Below are 21020 nucleotides of genomic sequence, written 5' to 3' on the forward strand. Positions count from 1 at the left end.
TTTTATTAAAGTTACGCCAGAAATTGCAAATATTAAGTTAATGTATTGATAATCAATATTTAAAATAGTTGTCGGTTGTAATTATAAATGCTCTTTATATCTTTTTTGAGATTTTAATTTTATGAAAAATGCTGAAGCGGATAATGTCTCTATTGAAATAATCAATTCCATTGCTTCTTCTTTGGAAACTGTTTAGGTACCCGAGTTCAAATGCTACATTACTATTGAGGCCATAATGTATGGCAGCGTAAATTCTATTTTGATCAAATGTATTTTTAATTATATTTTTTCCAAAATTGAACATTATCTCATCGGATAGTACGGCTTTTAATAACTGTTTTTCTTTTTTCCAAAAAGTATATTCTGTTTGAAAGCGGTACCTGAAGCGCCATGAAAATATGGTTCCTGGCAGTAGTATTTCTTTGTTTGCATTATGAATGAATCGCTCCTCTAATTGAAAACGCTGGTTAATCCCAAATTTCCCAAAAGTTTCTTTCCACGTAAGATCCTGTTGTCCTCTATATTCTGGTGTATTGAAATCAGGATTGATTTCAGGGATTTGTGTATCAACAGAGAAATAAGCAAAGCCAGCGCCTGTCTCTAAATGTGCATTGATTTTATAGCGACCTTGAATTCGGATGACATATAAGTTTTCTTGCACTGGTTTTAGAAAAAGTCGGTTGTCAAATTCAGAATGCAAAGACCATTTTTCGCTTAGTAACAATTGATTGTAATAGCGCGTCCAAAGAATGCTTTGATGATCTATCTTTTTCTCTGATTGAGCAATTGCTGTTCCATTTGTCAATAGAATCAATGGGAGCAAATAATATAACTTCATTTTTTTTAATTTTCACCAAATATAAAAAAAATACCCTATCGTTTTGATAGGGTATTAATATTTTTAAAATCAATTTGTTACCAGCCTCCGCTAGATCCGCCACCAGAGAAACCTCCGCCTCCAAATCCACCGCCGAAACCGCCTCCACCACCAGAGGAACCGCCACCGAATCCACCGCCACCGCTGTTTCTTCCAAGGCTGCTGAGTATAATAACATCCAATAAACTAGGCCCAATGCCACCGCCTCTGTTTCCAGAATTGCCTCCACCGCCTTTGTTTCTTGAAATAAGTACCAGTATAATGATTACAATAACGATTAAGGGTAAAAATGGGAATCCTGTATCTTTGGTTTTTTTAACACGTTCTCCTTTGTATTTCCCTTTAAAAACATCAATAAGTGCGTCTGTTCCTTTATCTAATCCGTTGTAAAAACTTCCGGCTTTAAATTCAGGAATAATAATATTGCGAATTATTTCTCCGCCAATTCCAGCAGTTAGTCGATCTTCTAATCCATAACCGGGATTGATTGCTATTTTTTTTTCAGATTTAGCCAATAAAACAATAACACCATTATCGTCTTTCTCCGTCCCGCCAATTCCCCACGTTTGTCCCCATTTGGTTGCCAGTTGACTCACATCTTCGTTTTGAAGGCTTTCAATCGTAATGACTACAATTTGAGTAGTGGTAGAATCAGAATATTTAATCAGTTTTTCTTCTAATTGTGCTTTTTCTGTTGCGCTGAGCACATTCGCATAATCATAAACTGAAGTTTGAAGAGTTGGTTTTTCAGGAATGGTAAATTGCGCAAAGCCAATTTGTGTGAATAATAAACAGACAAAAAGCTTTAGTGCAATTAGAGTACTCTTTTTTTGTAATAGCATTATCCTTTAGATATTTCGTTTGATAATTCGTTTGTGTCGCCTTCTAGCCAAGGAAAATAGTGTTGCAATTGTTCCCCTGCTCTGGCAATTCCATCAATAAGACCTTGCTTGAAATCACCTTTTTTGAACTCCGCCACCATAATGTCTCGGGTGCAATTCCAAAAATCATTTGGTACAACATCATTAATTCCTTTGTCTCCGCAAATTACAAAATGGTGATCTTCGACTGCTAGATAGATCAAGACACCATTTTGCAGCTCGGTTTCATCCATTTTCAATTCATGAAAAACTTCCAAAGCGCGATCATACGCATCCATGGAAGTTGTTTTCTCTATGTGAACTCTAATCTCGCCAGAAGTGTTTTTTTCAGCCATGCGAATAGCTTCAACAATTTCTTGTTCATCTTCTTTGGTTAACAAATCTTCTACTTTTGACATGGGATAAATTTTTGAGTTAAGATTAACGATTTTTGATTTCAGAATTATTAAATCTGCAATCAAAAATCGTTAATTTTTAAAGATTGTTTCCTCAATTTAAATTTGATTTAACTTCTAAAAATCTAAGAAGTCTAATAATCTAACTTTAGAATTTTACTTCAACTGGTTTATCTGCACCTTCAACAGCATTGAAATATGCTTTCTCTTTGAATCCGAATAATCCAGCAAATAAGCTGTTTGGAAACGTTTTGATATGAGAGTTATATGGTTTTACCGCTTCGTTGAAACGCGTTCTAGCCGTTAGAATTTGATTTTCTGTACTTGCCAATTCATCTTGTAATTTCAAGAAGTTTTGGTTGGCTTTTAATTCAGGATACGCTTCAACGGTCACTAACAATCGAGACAATGAACTGCTCACGCCACTTTGTGCTTTGTTGAATTCAGCTAATTGTTCCGGAGTAATATTTGCAGGATCAATTTTTACAGAAGTAGCTTTAGAACGCGCTTCGATAACAGCTGTCAACGTGCTTTTTTCAAAATCCGCCGCACCTTTTACTGTGTTTACCAAATTCCCAATAAGGTCATTTCTTCTTTGATACGCCGTTTGAACATCACCCCAAGATTGTTCTACATTTTGGTTTAACGTTACAGCAGTATTGTTAATTCCTTTAACCCAGCTGTAAATTACAAAAATTACAACTGCTCCGATAATCCAAGGCAAAAATCTTCTCATGTTTACTTAATTTAATGTTTAGTGTTTAATTGTTTAAAATTTTTTAATTGGGAAGTAGTCGTGCTGACTACAGTTCGTTTTTAATAGTTGTTAATTGTGTGCGTATTGTTTCTAATTTTCGAATAATATCAAACTTATCCAAGGTTTTCTTTTGTCCTTCTTTCAAATGGATTTTGGCACCTTCTAGCGTAAAACCTCTTTCTTTGACTAAGTGATAAATCAATTGTAAATTAGTGATATCCTCGGGAGTAAACATTCGATTGCCTTTCGCATTCTTTTTTGGTTTTAGGATATCAAATTCATTATCCCAAAAACGAATCAGCGATGCATTTACGTCAAATGCTTTGGCTACTTCGCCAATGCTGTAATATCTTTTATCTTTAGAAAGTTCAATGTGCATATTTTATGTGTTGTTCTAACTATTGTTTTTTTATTTTGATATTTAATTGATAGCAAGTATTTGTCTTTTTAACCCACTAACTTCTCAATTCTCACAAACTTAATCCAGTGATTGATTCTCCTTATTTGCCAGTTGCGCGATAACAACATATTCCACTGCCGAAATATTTCCGTAATAAAAATTAAGTGGATTTACCACTCTTTTATCCTTATGAACTTCATAATGCAAATGCGGAGCTTCTGATCTTCCTGTGCTTCCTACATAACCAATAACATCACCTCGTTTTACTCGTTGTCCTGCTCGTGCTTTATATTTGCTCAAATGTGCGTATAAAGTTTCATATCCAAATCCATGCCGAATCACAATATGATTTCCATATCCGGAAGCCGTATTGTCTGCTTTTGCTACCACTCCGTCACCCGTAGCGTAAATGGGCGTTCCTGTTTTTGCCGTAAAATCCATGCCTTCATGCATTTTCCTTGCTTTTGTAAAAGGATCCGTTCGGTATCCAAAACCAGATGCCATTTGTTTTAAATTTTCATTTTGTACTGGCTGAATGGCAGGGATGGCTGACAAAAAATCACTTTTAGCTTCTGCCAATTTCAAAATCACATCCAATGATTTGGACTGAACCGCTAATTCCTTACCAAGGACATCAATCCTTTTTGTGGTATTGATTACCAACTGTGAATTGTCATATCCTTCTAATAATTGATACCTGTTTTTGCCTGGTAATCCTGCTTTCCGAATAGAATCTGGAATTGCTGATTTGTTAAAATACACGCGATACAAATTATTATCCCTATCCTCAATAGCTTCTATAACCCCATTTACCTGATCCATTTTTTTGTTCAGCAGCGCATAGTTCAATTTCAAATTCTCAATTTCACGCGCTTGCAAACGGTCTTTTGGCGTTTCAAAATAAGGAGTATTTAGTAAAACTACAAAACTCAAAAAACCAAACAACGCTGATGCCAATAAAAACAAGATAATAACACCAAATTTTATTCTTTTTCGTGTTTTTATTTTTCTATAGGCTAGATTTTCGGAATCGTAATAATATTTTACTTTCGACATATTTTAAAATACCCTATTTTTGCACACTGTAAAAAGGTTAGACGAACAAATTTAAGAAATGTTTCATTTGTTACACCCTTTTTTCAGGAATAAATAAAATAATGTGCCTATTCCAGCTATTCGTTACAAGTTCTCGTTTATCAATCTTTTTTTCTAATGAGCCAGCAGGAGCTTCCTCTAGTCGCTCTGCCACCTCAAGAAAAAATAGATGTATAAATCTCGAAGCTTTTCACTGCTATCTGGGGCAAAAGAAATTAAAAGATTTAATGATTAAAAGATTGAAAAATTCAATTCTAAATAATCTTTAAATTTTTTAATCTTTAAATATTTAAATTAAATCAATGACATCACAAGACGTACGCAAGCAATTTCTGGAATTTTTCGCATCAAAAGGACACTTAATCGTTCCTTCAGCTCCCATCGTTCTTAAGGACGATCCAACCTTGATGTTCAACAATTCGGGAATGGCTCAGTTTAAAGAATATTTTCTAGGGAACGGAACGCCAAAAAGCAATAGAATAGCCGATACGCAAAAATGTCTTCGTGTTTCCGGTAAACATAACGATCTGGAAGATGTAGGTTTTGATACCTATCATCACACCATGTTTGAAATGTTGGGGAATTGGTCTTTTGGAGATTATTTCAAGAAAGAAGCTATCAACTGGGCATGGGAACTTTTGACAGAAGTCTATAAAATTCCGAAAGAAAACTTATACGTTTCTGTATTTGAAGGAAATCCCGCTGAAAACGTACCATTTGATCAGGAAGCTTGGGATATTTGGGCAGCATTAATTGATGAAGATCGCATCATTCTTGGAAACAAGAAAGATAATTTCTGGGAAATGGGAGATCAAGGACCTTGCGGACCTTGTTCAGAAATTCACGTTGACATTCGTTCTGCAGAAGAAAAAGCTTTAGTTTCAGGAAAAAGTTTGGTAAACAATGACCATCCGCAAGTAGTCGAAATTTGGAACAATGTATTTATGGAATTCAACCGTAAAGCTGATGGTTCTCTAGAAAAATTACCTGCAAAACACGTTGATACCGGAATGGGATTTGAACGTTTGTGCATGGCATTACAAGGAAAAACCTCAAATTACGATACTGATGTTTTTACACCACTTATTGAAAAAGTAGAACAAATTACAGGATTTAAATATGTAGACAATGCTGTCACTCCGAGCGCAGTCGAGGAGAAAACTAATATCGCTATTCGTGTAGTGGTTGATCACGTTCGTGCCGTAGCTTTTGCTATTGCCGATGGACAATTGCCATCAAACACAGGCGCTGGTTATGTAATTCGTAGAATTTTGCGTCGTGCAATTCGTTACGGATTTACATTCTTGAACACCAAAGAACCTTTTATCAATCAATTGGTTAGCGTTTTAGCAAATCAAATGGGCGAGTTTTTTCCAGAAATCAAATCGCAACAGCAATTGGTTACCAATGTGATTCGTGAAGAAGAAGCCTCTTTCCTGAGAACACTAGACCAAGGATTGCAATTACTAGATAAAGTGATTGAAGAGGAGAAAGGAACAATAATAGCAGGAGCAAAAGCATTCGAGCTGTACGATACTTTTGGGTTTCCAATTGACTTGACCGCATTAATTCTGAGAGAAAAAGGATTTGAACTAGATGAAGCTGGTTTTAACGCTGCGATGCAAGAACAAAAAAATCGTTCCCGCGCCGCATCAGAAGTTTCAACAGAAGACTGGTCTGTGTTGATTCCTGGAAATGTAGAATCATTTGTAGGCTACGATCAATCAGAAAGTGACGTAAAAATCACCCGCATCCGTAAAGTAGATAGTAAAAAAGATGGGATTTTATACCAAATCGTTTTAGACAATACACCATTCTATCCAGAAGGTGGAGGACAAGTAGGCGATAAAGGAACATTGGTTTCTGCAAATGAAACCATCGAAATCATCGATACTAAAAAAGAGAATAACCTGATTTTACATTTTGCAAAACAATTGCCAGAGAATGTTAACGCTGGTTTTGTGGCTAAAGTGAATTCCGATTTGAGAAGTTTATCTTCCAGAAATCACTCGGCTACGCACTTGATGCACCAAGCATTGAGAAGTATTTTGGGAACTCACGTAGAACAAAAAGGTTCCTTGGTAAATCCAAACTATTTGCGTTTTGACTTTTCGCATTTTGCTAAAATGACGGAAACCGAATTGCAACAAGTGGAGGACTTTGTAAATGCAAGAATCCAGCAGCAATTGCCATTAATCGAAAGAAGAAATATTCCTTTTGCGCAAGCAGTTCAAGAAGGAGCGATGGCGTTGTTTGGAGAGAAATATGGTGATGAAGTTCGTGCGATTAAATTTGGCGAAAGCATGGAATTATGTGGTGGAATCCACGTGAAAAACACGGCTGAAATCTGGCATTTCAAAATCGTTTCTGAAGGTGCAGTTGCTGCGGGGATCCGTCGTATTGAAGCAATTACAAGTGATGCGGTAAAAGCACATTTTGCTTCGTATGAAAACACATTAAATGAAGTAAAATTAGCCTTGAAAAATCCTCAGGATATTCTGAAAGCTGTTCATTCGATGCAAGAAGAAAATGCCAAGTTAAAAAAACAAATGGAGCAATTGTTAAAGGAAAAAATCGATGGATTAAAAAATAAATTGCTTTTAGAATTTTATGAAATTAACGGCGTTAATGTTTTAGACAGACGTGTTGATTTATCTATGAGTGCAACCAAAGATTTAACACAAGCATTGGGAAACGCAAAACCAAATTCATTTGTTGTTTTAGCTTCTGTTGAAGATGGTTTACCAAATATTCATTGTTATATTGCTAAAGAATTGGTTGAGAAAAAAGGTTTAAATGCAAATAAAGTAATCAAAGAATTAGGACAATATATTGATGGAAATGGTGGAGGACAGCCCTTTTTCGCTTCTGGAAAAGGAAAAAATGTAGCTGGAATTACTGAAGCATTAAATAATGTTGCTAGCATTTTGATTCGGAATTAATAATTTTTCATATCTGATTTTAGGAAAAAATTTATTAGATCCACGATGTGGCGGCTGACAACCGTTTTTTGCAACAGCAGGCGGGAAGAATGTCGCAGGAACTCAGCAAGCTTTAGAAAAAGCAGTTGAGTTTGTAAAGTAGAACAAATTTATTTTTTATAATAGAAACCCTTTTAGGACATAAGTTCTGAAAGGATTTTTTTTGCCAAAAACCTTGTCTTTGTATGTTTATCTTGCATTGAAATTTGCTTCAAAAGGAGTAGTTCAACCGAAATATAAGGATTATAACGATGAATTTTTCAGTAAAAATTCTATTTGGCTAAGTTTGCAGACTTTTGTACCAAAATTAAATGGTAGAAGCGATTGATTTATTATGAAAAATAAAATAGTTCTACTTTTATTCTTTTCGTTTTTTGTGTTTACACTTACCTCGTGTACAAATGATACAGACGAGAGTTTCAAATTAATTACAAAAGTTGTGGAAACAACCAATAAAGGCACTTTACAAACTTATTTATATGCGTATAATGGGAACCAGATAGTGAGTATTGATGGAAGTAAAGACCGTATGGATTTCACATACACTGATGGTTTGATTTCTAAAATGGTAATGCTAAATAAAACAAATCAGCTTCGTGAAACTACTGAATACAGTTATCTTAAAGGTAAATTAGTGAGTGTTATTTCTTTAGGGAATTATAAAATAAACTATATTCATAATTCAGACAAAATAGTTTCTTACGAGAGATTCACATTAGGTTCAGGGAATGAGGAAATTAAAGAATATCACGGAATATTATACTTCGACAATGAAAATTTGATAAAAGAAGAAGGAATCTACGACAATACACTTGTTGGTGTTGACTCAAAATACAGCATTAGTTTTGATTATGACGCTAAGAAAAATCCATTGTTTAACATTTTGGGATTCAGAAAATTATTAAATCAAAACGATAAAATTTCAATAAATAATACTGTAATCAGTACTGTAATTACAAGTGTTTCCAAAGACGACCAAATAACATCATCGGCTTATTTATACAAAAACTCATTTACATACGATTTAGATAATTACCCAACGGAGCGGGTTTCCGAAAATACTGTTGCTACTAATGGAGATATTGGTTTTTTAAAGACAGAGTATTTCTATTAGGGTAACAAATGTTTACTTATAAAACAAGAAGTAAATCAAAACTCAAATATCTTAGGAACGGGATATTTGAGTTTTTTTATGCAATTAATAGTGTTAAATTGTTTTTTTATCCATTAATTTATTAAAAATTATAACATGAAAAAAATAAATTTACTTTTAGGGGTTTTGATGTTAGTTTTATCATCTTGTTCAAGTGATAGTGGTGAAACTGATATACCTGCAACTGCATCAACTGTATTCGTTAAGAAAATTGTTGAATTAGGTAAGGATGGAAAAGAAATCAGCACGACTGATTTTGTTTATAATGGAAATAAAATTGTTAGTGAAGTTACTGCAAAAAAAGATTTTTCGGTAGTCGGAAATATAGGCTTTTTGTATCAATACAAAACCGAATACACCTACAGTGGTAATTTAATTACTAGTATCAAAGTAAAAAACATTTTTGGTAATCAAGATAAGCTTGTTCTTAAAACAGATTTTTTGTACAACAGTAGCCAAGAACTAATTTCTTCGACCAGAGAACAATATTTTGATACGTTTAAAGGTGTTTTGAGATTGGTTTATAATAAATTAGATGCTAATACGGTTAGTTGTAAAATGTATTCCAGTGATTCTAGAGATAATATAGAAACTCAAATATGGGAAGGTAAATTTTCTTTTGATACAAATAAAAATCTTGTTAAATCAGAGTCTTTGGATGCTAGTTTTCTTTTTGGCAGTTTTGAATATGATATGAAATCGAACCCCAAGAAAGATGTTTTAGGTTTAAATAAAATTATGTTTCAAGAGATTGCTCCTCTTTATAATGCTTCCACATTACGATACCATTTGAATAGGTTTAATAACATTCTGAAATCTAATATTTCAGGCTCTTTTCCTAGATACAATCAATATACTTATAGTGCTAATGGTTATCCAAGTGAGATGAAAGAGTTTTATATTTATAATGGAAATAATATCCATGATGTAACTTTTCAATACTTTTACGAATAAGGATTTAAGATTATAGGTTTAAGAAACCCTTTCAGTGTTTAAACTCTGAAAGGGTTTTTTTATACCAATGAAAAAAGAACTAAACCTCATTTAATTCGGTAAAATTATTGAAATTTGCAGTAAACATAAAGGCAATGCAATTCAGAACTTTAATTCCCATTCTTAAAACTAATTGTCCAATAGACTACAATTCGAAAATTATGTCTTTAGGCTCTTGTTTTGCAGTAAATATGGCGGAGAAGCTGGACTATTTTAAATTTCAAAATAGTTGTAATCCATTTGGTATTTTATTCCATCCTTTGGCAATTGAAAAACTGATAAATTTCGCTGTTTCCAAAAAGCAATTTACAGAAAAAGACATTTTTTTTCACAATGAACGCTGGCATTGTTTTGACGTGCATTCTGATTTGAGTAATTCAAATAAAGAAGATTTACTAGCATCTTTAAATACACTAATCAGATCAACTAACCAGCAACTAGCCCAATCAACACATATCATCATAACGTATGGCACTTCATGGATTTATCGAAATATAGAAAGCGATTCTATTGTGGCCAATTGTCATAAAGTGCCACAAAAGCAGTTCAAGAAAGAATTGCTTTCTGTTGAAGAAATAGAAAAAAGTGTTGCAAACACAATCAAATTAATTCATGCTGTAAATCCTAATTGCACTATTGTTTTCACGGTTTCGCCGGTACGTCACATCAAAGACGGTTTTGTCGAAAATCAAGTAAGTAAATCAAATTTGATTTCTGCTTTGTATAGTGTTTTGAACCTTCCTCCTTCAGAGATGAAGGCTGTTTATTTCCCGAGCTACGAAATCATCATGGATGAACTTCGGGATTATCGTTTTTATACTGAAGACATGCTGCATCCCAACCAAGTGGCAATCGATTATATCTGGAAAGTTTTCAAGGAAACTACTATTTCTGAAACTGCTTTTGATGTGATGGAAGAAGTAGAAAGTATCCAAAAAAGTCTTTCACACAAGCCTTTTAACCCAAATTCTGAAAGTCATTTAAAGTTTCAGTCCAAAGTCAGAGAAAAAATCACTAAATTGGAAAATCAATATTCATTTATGAAATTTTAATTATGCTTAGAAGAATACTTATTGGAATAGCAGTTATCGGTGGAATATTTTTATTGTTCAAATATTGTGATTTTAAGAAAAATGACGAACAAGATATCACGTACAATACGAATCTCATTCAGCAGCAAATCCTAAACGTAGGGAAACTCGTTGTTACTGAGGGACATTTCTCTGAGGTAATTACTTATAAAAACCAACAAAAATATTTGATGGATATGCTTTCTTTCGAGAAAAAAGCGTTGGTTGTTGTAAATGCTGACGTTACGGTGGCTTATGATTTGCATCTCATGAAATACGATATTGATTCGATCAATAAAACAATCACGATTGTGAGTATTCCAAAAGAGGAAATTAAAATTAGTCCTGATATTCAGTTTTATGATGTCGAACAAAGTAAATTGAATCCGTTTACGGGAGATGATTACAATAAAATCAATAAATCAGTGAAGGCAAATTTGGCTAAGAAAATTGAGAAATCATCTTTGAAAACCAATGCGCAAAATAGATTAATTAGTGAGTTATCCAAGCTTTTAATTACTACCAGTCAGTTGGGTTGGACCTTAAAATACGAAGGAAAAGTGATTGAAACCGAGAAGGATTTTGGTAAGCAAATAAAATTATAAAGACTTCTTTGTCAGGTTGAGCGCAGTCGAAACCATCTTTAGGGGTCTTTATTTATAGACCTAATAATCTCGACTGCGCTCGATTTGACAAAAATAAGATTTAAGCTTTCTCTTTGTCAAAAATTAAGTCTAAACCTCCAGCAATCAAATGCGCTACTTCAGGTCTTTTGTTTTTTAATTGATCCAGATAAACCATTATTTCTTGCAACAATTGTGGCTCGGTTCTACCGTTTAAAAGTTCCACAACTTCAACTGCTAGCAACCAATCTTGAGGGTGATTTGTTTTTAGTTTTTCAAATAGTGGCGCCAAAGAAGTTTCCGTATCCTTGGTTTCTCTTATTTTTCGAACCGTTTGGTACAAAATTTCTAAATCATCACGCTCAGCTGAATGCTTCGCTTTAATCGTTTTGCTGGACGGAAGGTGCGAAATCAAGTCAAAACTATTCACGTCAGCAGGACCTGAAAAAGCCGAAATCACTTTCTTGCCCACAGCCATATCGTAAATTCCCCATTCCGGCTGAAATAAAACAGTTTTGCCATGCATAATCGTACAGTTTTTAAAGCGAATCAGCGTAATTTCTCCTTGTAAATTTCTGGAACCGGTAACAATTTCACCCTCAACAGTTATTCCGCCTTCAAATTCCAGTTTAACGGTTTTTGATTCTAAAATGTCGTAGGCATTCAAGTCTTTTGGACTCATGTCTTCTATGGCTAAATTGATGCCTTCTAGCTTTCCTATTGGACTTCCAAAGCCTTCTGGGTGTGTCAAAGTGCCATGTCCTACTAATTCTTTTTCTCTGTAAGCCAAAGCTGTTTTACCAGTAGTTTGTATGTAAATAGGTTTGCCATCCTGCTCGATAACCGAACTGAAAATACCTGAAATTTGTAAACCGGTACTCAATTCAATAGTTCCTAAAGCATTCGAGTCGATCAATTTGTTAATTCCGGATAAACCTCCGGTGCGCAGCGCCATTTTATTGGCAAATTCCTCTAAAACCAAATTCAAATACGCAAACGTAGGCGTAACATACAACTGCGGTTGGAGTTTAGTAATATCAAAATTTTGAGTAGCAGCTGATATATCATAAGGGATTTTCTTCACTTCAGGTGTCATACAATGCGCACTTTCACCAATAGAAGACAGTAAACCCGCACCGTAAATTTTTGGATTCTCCACTGTTCCAATCAAACCGTATTCCACAGTCCACCAGTGTAGGTTTCGTATTTGTGCCATTTCGGATAATTCACCCATATTATTCTGTAAATCTTCCACCGCTTTTTCAGCAGCTTCAATCGTAGCTTGTGGTGTGTCTTCGGCTTCTTTCACAATCGAAAGCAGTCGGATTGCTTCGTACATTTCGTAATCTTTGTGCGAAGAAATCGCTTTGCAACCGATCTCTCCAAAACGACGCAAATATTCTGCATATTCCGGATTCGCAATAATAGGCGCATGACCAGCACCTTCGTGAATGATATCTGGTGCAGGCGTGTATTCTATATGCTCTAGTTGGCGAATGTCTGATGCAATCACAAGAACATTATAGGCTTGGAATTCCATAAACGCATTGGGTGGAATAAATCCATCCACGGCAACAGCAGCCCAACCTATTTCGGTTAAAATCCGATTCATACCGTACATACTCGGGATCTTGTCAATCTCAATTCCTGTTTTCTTCAAACCTTCCAAGTAGGAACTATGTGCCACTTTTGATAAATACGCCACATTTTTGCGCATCACATAACGCCAAACTGCTTGGTTTATAGGCGTGTAGTCGCTATAATCCTGAGGCTTAATAAATTGTCGTAAGTGCTTTGGCAATCGGTCTAATAACGGATTGCTTTCTATAGTTGAGTTCATATCGAAAACGTTGTAGTTCTGCTGCAAAAGTACGAATTTCAGGAGCGATTTCCCGCTTTTCATTGCAAGTTTTTGCAAACCCGTTGGTTTTTCTAAAGTTTATAAAAGAGCTTCCTTTAGTCGCTTTTTATAAACAAGAAAAATCAAAACGGCTTTCGCAAAAAGCTTTTCATTGCAATCTGGGCTAGGGGAGTTGGGATTCATGAACTATGATTCTTCAAATTTATAAGTTTTCTATAAGGGTTTAGTATCGTTATTTCTTAGGATTCATAATTCCTGTTAAAAGGAATCTCTGTTCAGCTGTGCGTTAAAAAATTGTATCTTTACTCTATTAAACGAAAGTGTTATGAATATCGAGGCATATAAAAATCAGATAATCAAAAAACTAATAGCTGTTCAAGATCTAAAGTAATTAGAGCAAATAGAAGCTGTTTTAAACGAAAATCCTATTGTTGCCTATACTCCTAAAGGTAAATCTTTGACTAAATCCCAGTATATAGAGCACATAGAGTCCATTAGTCAATCTGTCGAAGATGGGGAAAAAACGTATACTTCAGAACAAGTTCGTAGTTATATTTTGGCTCAATAGTAATTCACTACTTCACCAACTCAAACACCAAAACCTGTGTTTTTTGTTTATCAGAAAAATTATTATCAGATACAAAAATGAGAGATGGATTGCCATTTACCAATTTTGGTCCAAAAGTTAGCCCTTCGATATTATCAATAAAAATTCCCAAATCATCCATGTTTAGAACTAGTTTTTTAGATGCCAACTCAAAATTTTGGTTTTGTAGGGAAGGATGATTTTTTACATCAGTAGCTTTTTTCAAGTCACATAAAAATACTTTTACCGTGCAGGCTTGCGTTCCTGTCGAGTAGGAGCGCTCTACTACCAATAACTGATTTTTACCATAATACTGAATCGCTGAAACGCCATTGACCGCAAAACTTCCTTTTGGATTGGGCTCACGAGCAATAGCTTCCAATTGATAACCGTACTGAGCAGTATTCTCTTTTGTTTTGGCATCAAATTGATAGATTCGGATGAATCCGCCTTTGCGGGTATTGGCTTGGTCTCCATCTTCAAAAAGTGGCTCTTCAATGTTGGTGTAAATATTTTTATACTTTTTGTCAAAAGTGATTCCTTCTAAAGTGCCGTTATTTCTGGGTCCGTTTTCCAATTGTTGCATTTTCAAATTTTCCGGCAAGGTGACATTTCCAAGAAAATTACCTTTTAAATCCATGAAATTCAAGGAAGGATCTTGCAACACTTGTTTGTCTCCAGTAATCACTCGCGCGCCTTCGCTGCCCCAAATCAAAGTGTTTGTTTTTGGGTTGTATCGAATATCTTCAGGATCTGTTGAAGTAGTTGGTGTGGTATTCCAGTTACCATAAACTTCTCCACTTTCGTTTTTTAAACTGCTAACACTTTGGAAATCGATACCTTCTAATTTATTTTCGAACAAACGAATTTTTGCAGTATAAAAACGAGCCTCGTTAAACACTGATCGATCATCACATATTAGGTAATACAAATCATTTTTTGCATCATAATCGATTCCGGATAAGCCGCCCACTTTTGTATTCTGAAATGTTTTCTCAAATGGAATTTCAATCGAGCTGATTAACTTTAAACTTGGAGTTGGTTTGTTTTCAGCGGTTTGTTTTAAATTGGAACAAGAAAATAGAAAAGCGGGTAAAACGACAAGAAATAATAATTTACGCATATAGTAATGTGTTGGTGTTTGCGAAAAAGACGAGTTTTAGATTAAAAAACTACTTTTAAAACTACGAATTGTTTGTTTGGTTTTTTTCAAGATTGCGGAAATAGTCAATTTTGTAATGGAACATTTCAGCCATATTTTTAGCGCGTAGCTTCGCTTCTTCGGCTAAAGGACCTACAAATAAACTATCCGTAGTTTGTGTGAAAATTTCCATCCAGCGATCAAAATGTTCTTTGGCAACCGGCAGTTGTTTGTGGGGAGGAAATGGACTTCCGGAATAGGAATGTACTTCGAGTAAAATAGTTTGCCAAAAGCGGTACATTTTTTCCAGATGTTCCGGCCAGCGATCGCCTATTTTTTCGTTGAATATAGGTCCAATAAATTCGTCTTTTTGAACTTTAGAGTAAAAAGTATCTACTAGTAATTTGATATCTTCAAGTGTAGTAATGTCGGTTTGTGGTGTCATAATTGGGTATAAAAAAAGCCTAGGCAAAGGTAGGCTTTAAGTTTGATTTTAGTCGAAATCTATTTTGCTTTTGGTGGAAACTGCTCTAAAATTTTAGCAACAAATTCGTTGATTCGTTTTTCTTTATCTTTTCTATTTTCTGTCAGATATCCAATGCCTTCGCCCTGCCATACCAATTCTTTTTTCTTACCGTCAATTAAATCTATAAATAAAGTTCCTTCCGTTGAGGATGAAGCCACAGTGTTTTGTCCTCCCCACATGAAAGGATTCCATCCCCAACCCCAACCGTATCCCCAACCCATGTTGAATTGATTGACATCTATTTTCTCTCTTTCTTTAGTGAGAATGTTGATTAGTAAATCAGGATTTTCACTTTTGGTCATTCCTTTTTTGCTTAATTCCCGATCTATGGCATTTAGTATTCTTTTTTTATCTAATTCTGAAATTTCAACTTTATCAATTCCTTTTTTGTGAAAAGCGTAGGTTTTATATTGGCTAAAATCTACTTTATTATCAAAATCAGAATATACTCTTACGGAACCGCAAGATGCAACTATGAAAAGTAAAAGTACTGGCAAAAGTTTAATTGCTTTCATGGCTTGATTATTAGATTACTAAATGTTATTAAAGATACGTTCAAATTTTTAAAAATCCAACAAATTGTCGGCAACTATATTAGGGATGGTTACTTTCAATAAAGGTTGCGTCTCCATCGCTCTTTTTATAGCAAATAGTGCCCCTTCATTTCTCGCCCAACCTCTTCTAGAAATCCCATTATTGACATCCCAGAAAAGTATTGATGCTAAACGCTTTGAAGCCTCTGTAGATCCATCAAGAACCATACCAAAACCACCGTTAATTACCTCGCCCCAGCCCACGCCACCACCATTGTGAATAGATACCCAGGTAGCGCCTCGAAAGCTGTCTCCAATGACATTTTGTATAGCCATATCTGCTGTAAAACGGGAGCCGTCATAAATATTAGAGGTTTCTCTGTAAGGCGAATCGGTGCCAGAAACATCGTGGTGATCCCGACCTAAAACGATAATTCCTATTTCGCCTTTGGCTATAGCCTGATTAAAAGCTTCGGCAATTTTTACACGACCTTCAGCATCAGCATAAAGAATGCGGGCTTGTGAACCTACAACAAGCTTATTTTCCTGAGCGCCTTTTATCCAGTGAATGTTATCCTGCATTTGTTGCTGAATTTCTTCAGGAGCAGTTTTTGCCATTTCTTCCAGAACTTGACAAGCAATTACATCTGTTTTGGCTAAATCTTCCGGTTTTCCCGAAGCACAAACCCATCGAAAAGGACCAAAACCATAATCAAAACACATAGGGCCCATTATATCCTGAACGTAACTTGGGTACCTGAAATCGATCTGGTTTTCTGCCATTACATCAGCGCCGGCGCGGGAAGCTTCTAGTAAGAAAGCATTTCCATAATCAAAGAAATAGGTTCCTTTGGCAGTGTGCTTATTGATTGCTGTGGTGTGACGGCGCAATGTTTGTTGAACTTTTATTTTAAATAAATCAGGTTTTTCAGCCATCATTACATTGGCCTCTTCAAAGGAAATGTCAGCTGGATAATACCCACCCGCCCACGGATTATGTAGAGAAGTCTGATCAGAACCTAAATCGATACGAATGTTTTCTTGGTCAAATTTTTCCCAAACATCAACCACGTTTCCTAGATAACCGATAGAAACAATTTCATTATTGGCTTGCGCCAAAGCTACTCTTTTCACTAATTCATCCACATTTTCAATGACTTCATTGATCCATCCCTGACTGTGGCGAATGTGTGTTATTTTTGGGTTTACTTCGGCACACACGGTAATACAACCCGCAATATTTCCTGCTTTAGGTTGTGCGCCACTCATTCCGCCTAAACCAGAAGTGACGAATAAGCCGCCTTTTGGGCTGCGTTTTATTTTGCGGAAACCATTCAAAACCGTAATAGTAGTTCCGTGTACAATTCCTTGCGGACCAATATACATGTAACTTCCTGCGGTCATTTGTCCGTATTGCGAAACGCCTAATGCATTCATTTTTTCCCAATCGTCCGGTTTAGAATAATTAGGAATTACCATTCCATTGGTCACGACAACTCTGGGCGCTTCTTTGTGGGAAGGAAATAATCCCATAGGATGTCCGGAATACATGGTCAAGGTTTGTTCCTCGGTCATTTCAGATAAGTATTGCATCGTCAATAAATACTGTGCCCAGTTTTGAAAAACAGCTCCGTTACCTCCATAGGTAATCAATTCATGCGGATGTTGTGCCACAGCATAATCCAAATTGTTTTGAATCATCAGCATAATGGCTTTGGCCTGTTCGCTTTTTCCAGGATATTCTCCTATTGGTCTCGCAAACATTTTGTAATCTGGTCGAAAACGGTACATATAAATACGGCCGTATTTTTCTAGTTCTGCTGAGAATTCTCCAACTAATTCTGCGTGATGTTGCGCCTCAAAATAACGTAAAGCATTGCGTAACGCTAATTTTTTTTCTGCTGTTGATAGGATATCTTTGCGCTTTGGTGCGTGATTGATTTCTAATTCATATGGTTTTGATTTGGGTAAAACCGAAGGAATTCCTTGTTGTATTTGTTCTTGAAAAGTCATTTTTAGCTCTTGATTCGTTATTTTTTATGTTGATTTGTTAAAGAAGCTTTTACTTCTTAAAAAATGTAACAACTAAGGATAACGAATATCCGACCTGTGGTAGGATTTGTGAATTTTGATTCGGTATTTCTGGGAACAAATATCCATTTTTGTTGATTTGTTTAGTAAGGATGCTTACTTTTTATTGGTTCCTGTTTTTTTATCAAAACCATAAGGACAATGGCGACAACCACTTTTACAGCAATAACCACGTTTTAAATGGTGTTTTTCAGTAAAACATTTGTATCCTTCCGGAGTGTAATAGAAATCTTCCCCTTCTGTCATTTTATTTTCCTTACTTTGTTCAATCATAATTGGGATTGTTCTGTGGTGTGCGTAGTACCTACTTTTTCAATTAACCGAATCTCTTAAACGATTGCGTTTTTTAGTAAAGGATACGCCTATATCAATACAAATTTATAAATTTTATAGCGAATGTTTCTAATTGTTGCTAAATATTTAATTCCGAAAGGATATCGTGGTGTCACTCTATTTCCGTTTGTATTGTTAAAATATCGGGAGGATTTAAAAGATACTATTCTGATTAATCATGAAAAAATCCATCTTCGTCAGCAAGTAGAACTTTTAATCGTGCCGTTCTTTATTTGGTATCTATTAGAATATATTTTTCGTTTGTTCCAATATAAAAGTGCTGATCTCGCCTACAGAAACATTAGTTTTGAAAGAGAAGCTTATGCTAACGAAAAGAATAATCAATATCTAGTTAGAAGATCTTTCTTTCGGTTTTTAGATTATGTGGTGCTGAAAAAAAATAGCTGTAATACTATTTTTATACTTTTGGTACCTCTTTTCTAAAGTGCACTCTATTTAAAGCTCTCCCTATTTAAAGTTTTGTTTTTAGTGGTTTTTGATCATTTTTTTTCGAGTCTGCATTTGGACAATTTCCGATTTTTATTCAAATTAATTTTATAAGAAAATAATTATTTAAAATTAAAAAACATGTACTTAAACGATTGTTTATACTTTTTATCGGTATTAATGACGTTTGCTATTGTCTTTTTATTGTAATTTTATATAAAAATACGAGGTTTTGTATTTGTAATATCAAAAACAAAACGGTTACTTGGATTACCACATTTATTTTTAGGCCTACCGGATTCATTTTTAGAATTTAAAGCGGTCCTGTTCTTATTAGGAATATCCTATTTAAAATAAAAAATCAGCATTAACGCTATTAATTTACACGATTATGGAAAGAGAACTACTTAAAAAAATAATGGTATTAGCAACTGTACTTTTAATTCAAAACTCCATTGAAGCCCAAATGTATGTTAGCGCTAATAGTTCCGTTTTTGCCAGGAATGAGGTGGTTTTTATTGGACAAGATTTAGCGTTAAATGCCGCTACTAGTACTTTTTATTTGAGGGAAAACGCACAGCTTTTGCAAGGTTCAACAAGTTTTGGAGCAAATAATGGAGTCGGTAGTTTGTCTGTTTTTCAAAAAGGATCAACAAATAATTTTCAATATAACTATTGGTGTTCGCCTGTAGGAGGCAGTATTGCAACTGCCGGAAATTCGCCATTTGGAGTGACGCAACTTAAGGACATTGACGGTTTGATCACTTTCAAAGAGTCTTCTTTGTTGCCTATGAACAACTATGATGGAACTGCTAGTCCGTTAGCCATAGCTCCTTTTTGGATCAATAAATTAACAGCTTCATCAGAATATTCTAATTGGATTCAGGTGGGATATAGTTCTAGTCTGAATGCTGGAGAAGGATTCACAATGAAAGGAACGTCAGGGACTAATGTATTTACAGTTAATGGAGTTCAAAATAATCCGGGAAGTAAACAGCGTTACGATTTTAGAGGGAAGCCAAACAATGGTAATATTTCGATACCAGTGGCAACTGCACAATTTACTTTGACGGGCAATCCGTATCCTTCTGCAATTGATCTCTCTGCTTTTCTATCGGCTGAAACAAATTGTACTGGTATTGCTTATTTTTGGGAGCAAGATCCTACTGTGAATTCGCACTTTATTGCAGACTATAAAGGGGGTTATGGAACGTTCGCTCCGGGAAATTTAGGAACTACTGGAATTTATGTTCCAGCGACATTTTATTCTTATGACGGTTCTGGAAATGAAGGAACGGCTGGTGTAAATGGGGCTAATTACGAAAGACGTTTTTCGCCAATAGGGCAAGGGTTTTTAATTGATGGTGCTGCAAATGGAGTGGTACAAATGAAAAATGTATACCGAGTGTTTGTTAGAGAAACGCCACCTGTTGCGTCTCCAAGTAAAATGATGAGTACTGTAAAAACAAAAAGTGCTACGGGTTTTATGACTGCAATACAAGCAGTGTCCGGATTCGATTATGCGACGGTAAGCATGGCTCCAACACCGCAAATAAGATTCAATACTTTGATGAATAATCAAGGTGTGCGTCAATTGGCTTTGGCATTAATTCCTGAAGCAACTGATGGTATCGACCGTGCCATGGATGCGATGTCCTCTGGAGATAATATCCAGTCAGATGTTTACTTTGTCATTGAAGGCTCAGAGTTTATTATTAATGCTGTAAATTTTGATATGGATAAAAAAATTGCAATTGGTTTTAGGAACGACAAACCAGCTAATTACAAAATTACAGTAAAAGAAATGGTCAACTTTACAGGCGCAAATACGGTTTATTTGCATGACAAAGTGAAAGATACCTATTATGATATTGTAAATGATTTTCATGAATTAGATTTGCCAGCGGGAGAGAATAATACTCAGTTTGAAATTACTTTTAAAACGAACAGTACTTTGGGTATCGATGAAGCAGCAAAAGAAAATTTTGTAATTTTTCAAAATAATCCAACTAAAAATGTAATGATTAGTAACCCTTTACTTATGGATCTTGATACTTTTGGTCTGTATGACGTAGCTGGTAAATTGATTTTTGTCAAAAAAGATTTAGGAGTTAATGCCTCGTATCAATTTTCTACTTCTGGATTAGCAGATGGGATTTACATTGCTAAGTTGGCTTCCAAAGATAAAGGAGTGGTTGGCAAAAAAGTGATCATTAAAAACTAAAACGAATTAAAATAATTCAAAAATGCAATCTGAACTGGTTGCATTTTTTTATA

The 21020-nt window shown here is 35.0% G+C and carries 19 protein-coding genes; 7 read left to right on the forward strand and 12 right to left on the reverse strand.

What is annotated here, in order from left to right; translation table 11 throughout:
* Nucleotides 1-94 precede the first annotated feature (94 nt).
* The 6 genes from BLS90_RS08965 to BLS90_RS08990 form a co-directional block, all read right to left on the reverse strand.
* Nucleotides 95-838, reverse strand: coding sequence for a DUF2490 domain-containing protein (locus BLS90_RS08965; protein ID WP_091257318.1), 744 nt, complete (start codon nucleotides 836-838; stop codon nucleotides 95-97).
* A gap of 77 nt (nucleotides 839-915) precedes the next feature.
* Nucleotides 916-1719 (reverse strand): TPM domain-containing protein, encoded by an 804-nt coding sequence (locus BLS90_RS08970; protein WP_091257319.1) that lies wholly within the window; start codon nucleotides 1717-1719, stop codon nucleotides 916-918.
* A complete protein-coding gene (locus BLS90_RS08975) occupies nucleotides 1719-2156 on the reverse strand; it encodes a TPM domain-containing protein (RefSeq protein WP_091257397.1) in 438 nt (145 codons plus the stop codon). The genes BLS90_RS08970 and BLS90_RS08975 overlap by 1 nt, the downstream gene beginning before the upstream one ends.
* Nucleotides 2157-2301: 145 nt before the next feature.
* Nucleotides 2302-2889, reverse strand: coding sequence for a LemA family protein (locus tag BLS90_RS08980; RefSeq protein ID WP_073352690.1), 588 nt, complete (start codon nucleotides 2887-2889; stop codon nucleotides 2302-2304).
* A 67-nt stretch (nucleotides 2890-2956) separates the two neighbouring features.
* Nucleotides 2957-3289: a MerR family transcriptional regulator gene (locus BLS90_RS08985; protein ID WP_091257320.1), complete on the reverse strand. Its 333-nt coding sequence runs from the start codon at nucleotides 3287-3289 to the stop codon at nucleotides 2957-2959.
* A 99-nt stretch (nucleotides 3290-3388) separates the two neighbouring features.
* Nucleotides 3389-4366 carry a M23 family metallopeptidase gene (locus BLS90_RS08990; protein ID WP_091257321.1) on the reverse strand — a complete coding sequence of 326 codons (978 nt, stop codon included), beginning with the start codon at nucleotides 4364-4366 and terminating at the stop codon, nucleotides 3389-3391.
* A gap of 341 nt (nucleotides 4367-4707) precedes the next feature.
* Here BLS90_RS08990 and alaS point away from each other — a divergent pair, with 341 nt between their 5' ends.
* The 5 genes from alaS (at nucleotide 4708) to BLS90_RS09015 (ending at nucleotide 11207) form a co-directional block, all read left to right on the forward strand.
* The gene (gene alaS / locus BLS90_RS08995) at nucleotides 4708-7347 is read left to right on the forward strand and encodes an alanine--tRNA ligase (RefSeq protein ID WP_091257322.1); all 2640 of its coding nucleotides are present in this window, start codon (nucleotides 4708-4710) and stop codon (nucleotides 7345-7347) included.
* A gap of 373 nt (nucleotides 7348-7720) precedes the next feature.
* Entirely contained in the window at nucleotides 7721-8500 is a 780-nt protein-coding gene (locus BLS90_RS09000) for a hypothetical protein (protein WP_091257323.1), read from the forward strand.
* A 135-nt stretch (nucleotides 8501-8635) separates the two neighbouring features.
* Nucleotides 8636-9493: a hypothetical protein gene (locus tag BLS90_RS09005; RefSeq protein WP_091257324.1), complete on the forward strand. Its 858-nt coding sequence runs from the start codon at nucleotides 8636-8638 to the stop codon at nucleotides 9491-9493.
* Between the two features lie 134 nt (nucleotides 9494-9627).
* Nucleotides 9628-10584 (forward strand): GSCFA domain-containing protein, encoded by a 957-nt coding sequence (locus BLS90_RS09010; protein ID WP_091257325.1) that lies wholly within the window; start codon nucleotides 9628-9630, stop codon nucleotides 10582-10584.
* Nucleotides 10585-10586: 2 nt separating this feature from the next.
* A complete protein-coding gene (locus tag BLS90_RS09015) occupies nucleotides 10587-11207 on the forward strand; it encodes a DUF4230 domain-containing protein (RefSeq protein ID WP_091257326.1) in 621 nt (206 codons plus the stop codon).
* 100 nt (nucleotides 11208-11307) lie between these two features.
* Here BLS90_RS09015 and BLS90_RS09020 read toward each other — a convergent pair whose 3' ends face one another.
* From BLS90_RS09020 to BLS90_RS16860, 6 genes are all read right to left on the reverse strand, one after another.
* Nucleotides 11308-13065: an aromatic amino acid hydroxylase gene (locus BLS90_RS09020; protein WP_091257327.1), complete on the reverse strand. Its 1758-nt coding sequence runs from the start codon at nucleotides 13063-13065 to the stop codon at nucleotides 11308-11310.
* Nucleotides 13066-13661: 596 nt separating this feature from the next.
* Nucleotides 13662-14795, reverse strand: coding sequence for an esterase-like activity of phytase family protein (locus tag BLS90_RS09030; protein WP_091257329.1), 1134 nt, complete (start codon nucleotides 14793-14795; stop codon nucleotides 13662-13664).
* Between the two features lie 61 nt (nucleotides 14796-14856).
* Nucleotides 14857-15258: a group III truncated hemoglobin gene (locus BLS90_RS09035; RefSeq protein WP_091257330.1), complete on the reverse strand. Its 402-nt coding sequence runs from the start codon at nucleotides 15256-15258 to the stop codon at nucleotides 14857-14859.
* A gap of 59 nt (nucleotides 15259-15317) precedes the next feature.
* Nucleotides 15318-15854, reverse strand: a complete 537-nt coding sequence (locus tag BLS90_RS09040) for a DUF4136 domain-containing protein (RefSeq protein ID WP_091257331.1) — start codon at nucleotides 15852-15854, stop codon at nucleotides 15318-15320.
* 48 nt (nucleotides 15855-15902) lie between these two features.
* Nucleotides 15903-17885, reverse strand: a complete 1983-nt coding sequence (locus BLS90_RS09045; RefSeq protein WP_091257332.1) for a urocanate hydratase — start codon at nucleotides 17883-17885, stop codon at nucleotides 15903-15905.
* Between the two features lie 174 nt (nucleotides 17886-18059).
* Entirely contained in the window at nucleotides 18060-18236 is a 177-nt protein-coding gene (locus BLS90_RS16860; protein ID WP_175455457.1) for a DUF5522 domain-containing protein, read from the reverse strand.
* Between the two features lie 123 nt (nucleotides 18237-18359).
* Here BLS90_RS16860 and BLS90_RS09050 point away from each other — a divergent pair, with 123 nt between their 5' ends.
* On the forward strand, nucleotides 18360-18740 hold the full coding sequence (locus BLS90_RS09050) for a hypothetical protein (protein WP_091257333.1): 381 nt from the start codon (nucleotides 18360-18362) through the stop codon (nucleotides 18738-18740).
* Nucleotides 18741-19134: 394 nt separating this feature from the next.
* Nucleotides 19135-20967, forward strand: coding sequence for a T9SS type A sorting domain-containing protein (locus BLS90_RS09055; RefSeq protein WP_091257334.1), 1833 nt, complete (start codon nucleotides 19135-19137; stop codon nucleotides 20965-20967).
* Nucleotides 20968-21020: the final 53 nt, after the last annotated feature.

Source organism: Flavobacterium omnivorum (assembly GCF_900099915.1).
GTDB classification, from domain to species: domain Bacteria; phylum Bacteroidota; class Bacteroidia; order Flavobacteriales; family Flavobacteriaceae; genus Flavobacterium; species Flavobacterium omnivorum.

Bases quoted from the DNA above. Each gene is read 5' to 3' on its own strand.
- BLS90_RS09010 (WP_091257325.1), top strand. From the start codon at position 9,628: ATGCAATTCAGAACTTTAATTCCCATTCTTAAAACTAATTGTCCAATA.
- BLS90_RS09040 (WP_091257331.1), bottom strand. From the start codon at position 15,854: ATGAAAGCAATTAAACTTTTGCCAGTACTTTTACTTTTCATAGTTGCA.
- BLS90_RS09045 (WP_091257332.1), bottom strand. From the start codon at position 17,885: ATGACTTTTCAAGAACAAATACAACAAGGAATTCCTTCGGTTTTACCC.
- BLS90_RS16860 (WP_175455457.1), bottom strand. From the start codon at position 18,236: ATGATTGAACAAAGTAAGGAAAATAAAATGACAGAAGGGGAAGATTTC.
- BLS90_RS09015 (WP_091257326.1), top strand. From the start codon at position 10,587: ATGCTTAGAAGAATACTTATTGGAATAGCAGTTATCGGTGGAATATTT.
- BLS90_RS09005 (WP_091257324.1), top strand. From the start codon at position 8,636: ATGAAAAAAATAAATTTACTTTTAGGGGTTTTGATGTTAGTTTTATCA.
- BLS90_RS09020 (WP_091257327.1), bottom strand. From the start codon at position 13,065: ATGAACTCAACTATAGAAAGCAATCCGTTATTAGACCGATTGCCAAAG.
- BLS90_RS08975 (WP_091257397.1), bottom strand. From the start codon at position 2,156: ATGTCAAAAGTAGAAGATTTGTTAACCAAAGAAGATGAACAAGAAATT.
- BLS90_RS08965 (WP_091257318.1), bottom strand. From the start codon at position 838: ATGAAGTTATATTATTTGCTCCCATTGATTCTATTGACAAATGGAACA.
- BLS90_RS08980 (WP_073352690.1), bottom strand. From the start codon at position 2,889: ATGAGAAGATTTTTGCCTTGGATTATCGGAGCAGTTGTAATTTTTGTA.
- BLS90_RS09055 (WP_091257334.1), top strand. From the start codon at position 19,135: ATGGAAAGAGAACTACTTAAAAAAATAATGGTATTAGCAACTGTACTT.
- BLS90_RS09050 (WP_091257333.1), top strand. From the start codon at position 18,360: ATGTTTCTAATTGTTGCTAAATATTTAATTCCGAAAGGATATCGTGGT.
- BLS90_RS08990 (WP_091257321.1), bottom strand. From the start codon at position 4,366: ATGTCGAAAGTAAAATATTATTACGATTCCGAAAATCTAGCCTATAGA.
- BLS90_RS08985 (WP_091257320.1), bottom strand. From the start codon at position 3,289: ATGCACATTGAACTTTCTAAAGATAAAAGATATTACAGCATTGGCGAA.
- BLS90_RS09030 (WP_091257329.1), bottom strand. From the start codon at position 14,795: ATGCGTAAATTATTATTTCTTGTCGTTTTACCCGCTTTTCTATTTTCT.
- alaS (WP_091257322.1), top strand. From the start codon at position 4,708: ATGACATCACAAGACGTACGCAAGCAATTTCTGGAATTTTTCGCATCA.
- BLS90_RS08970 (WP_091257319.1), bottom strand. From the start codon at position 1,719: ATGCTATTACAAAAAAAGAGTACTCTAATTGCACTAAAGCTTTTTGTC.
- BLS90_RS09000 (WP_091257323.1), top strand. From the start codon at position 7,721: ATGAAAAATAAAATAGTTCTACTTTTATTCTTTTCGTTTTTTGTGTTT.
- BLS90_RS09035 (WP_091257330.1), bottom strand. From the start codon at position 15,258: ATGACACCACAAACCGACATTACTACACTTGAAGATATCAAATTACTA.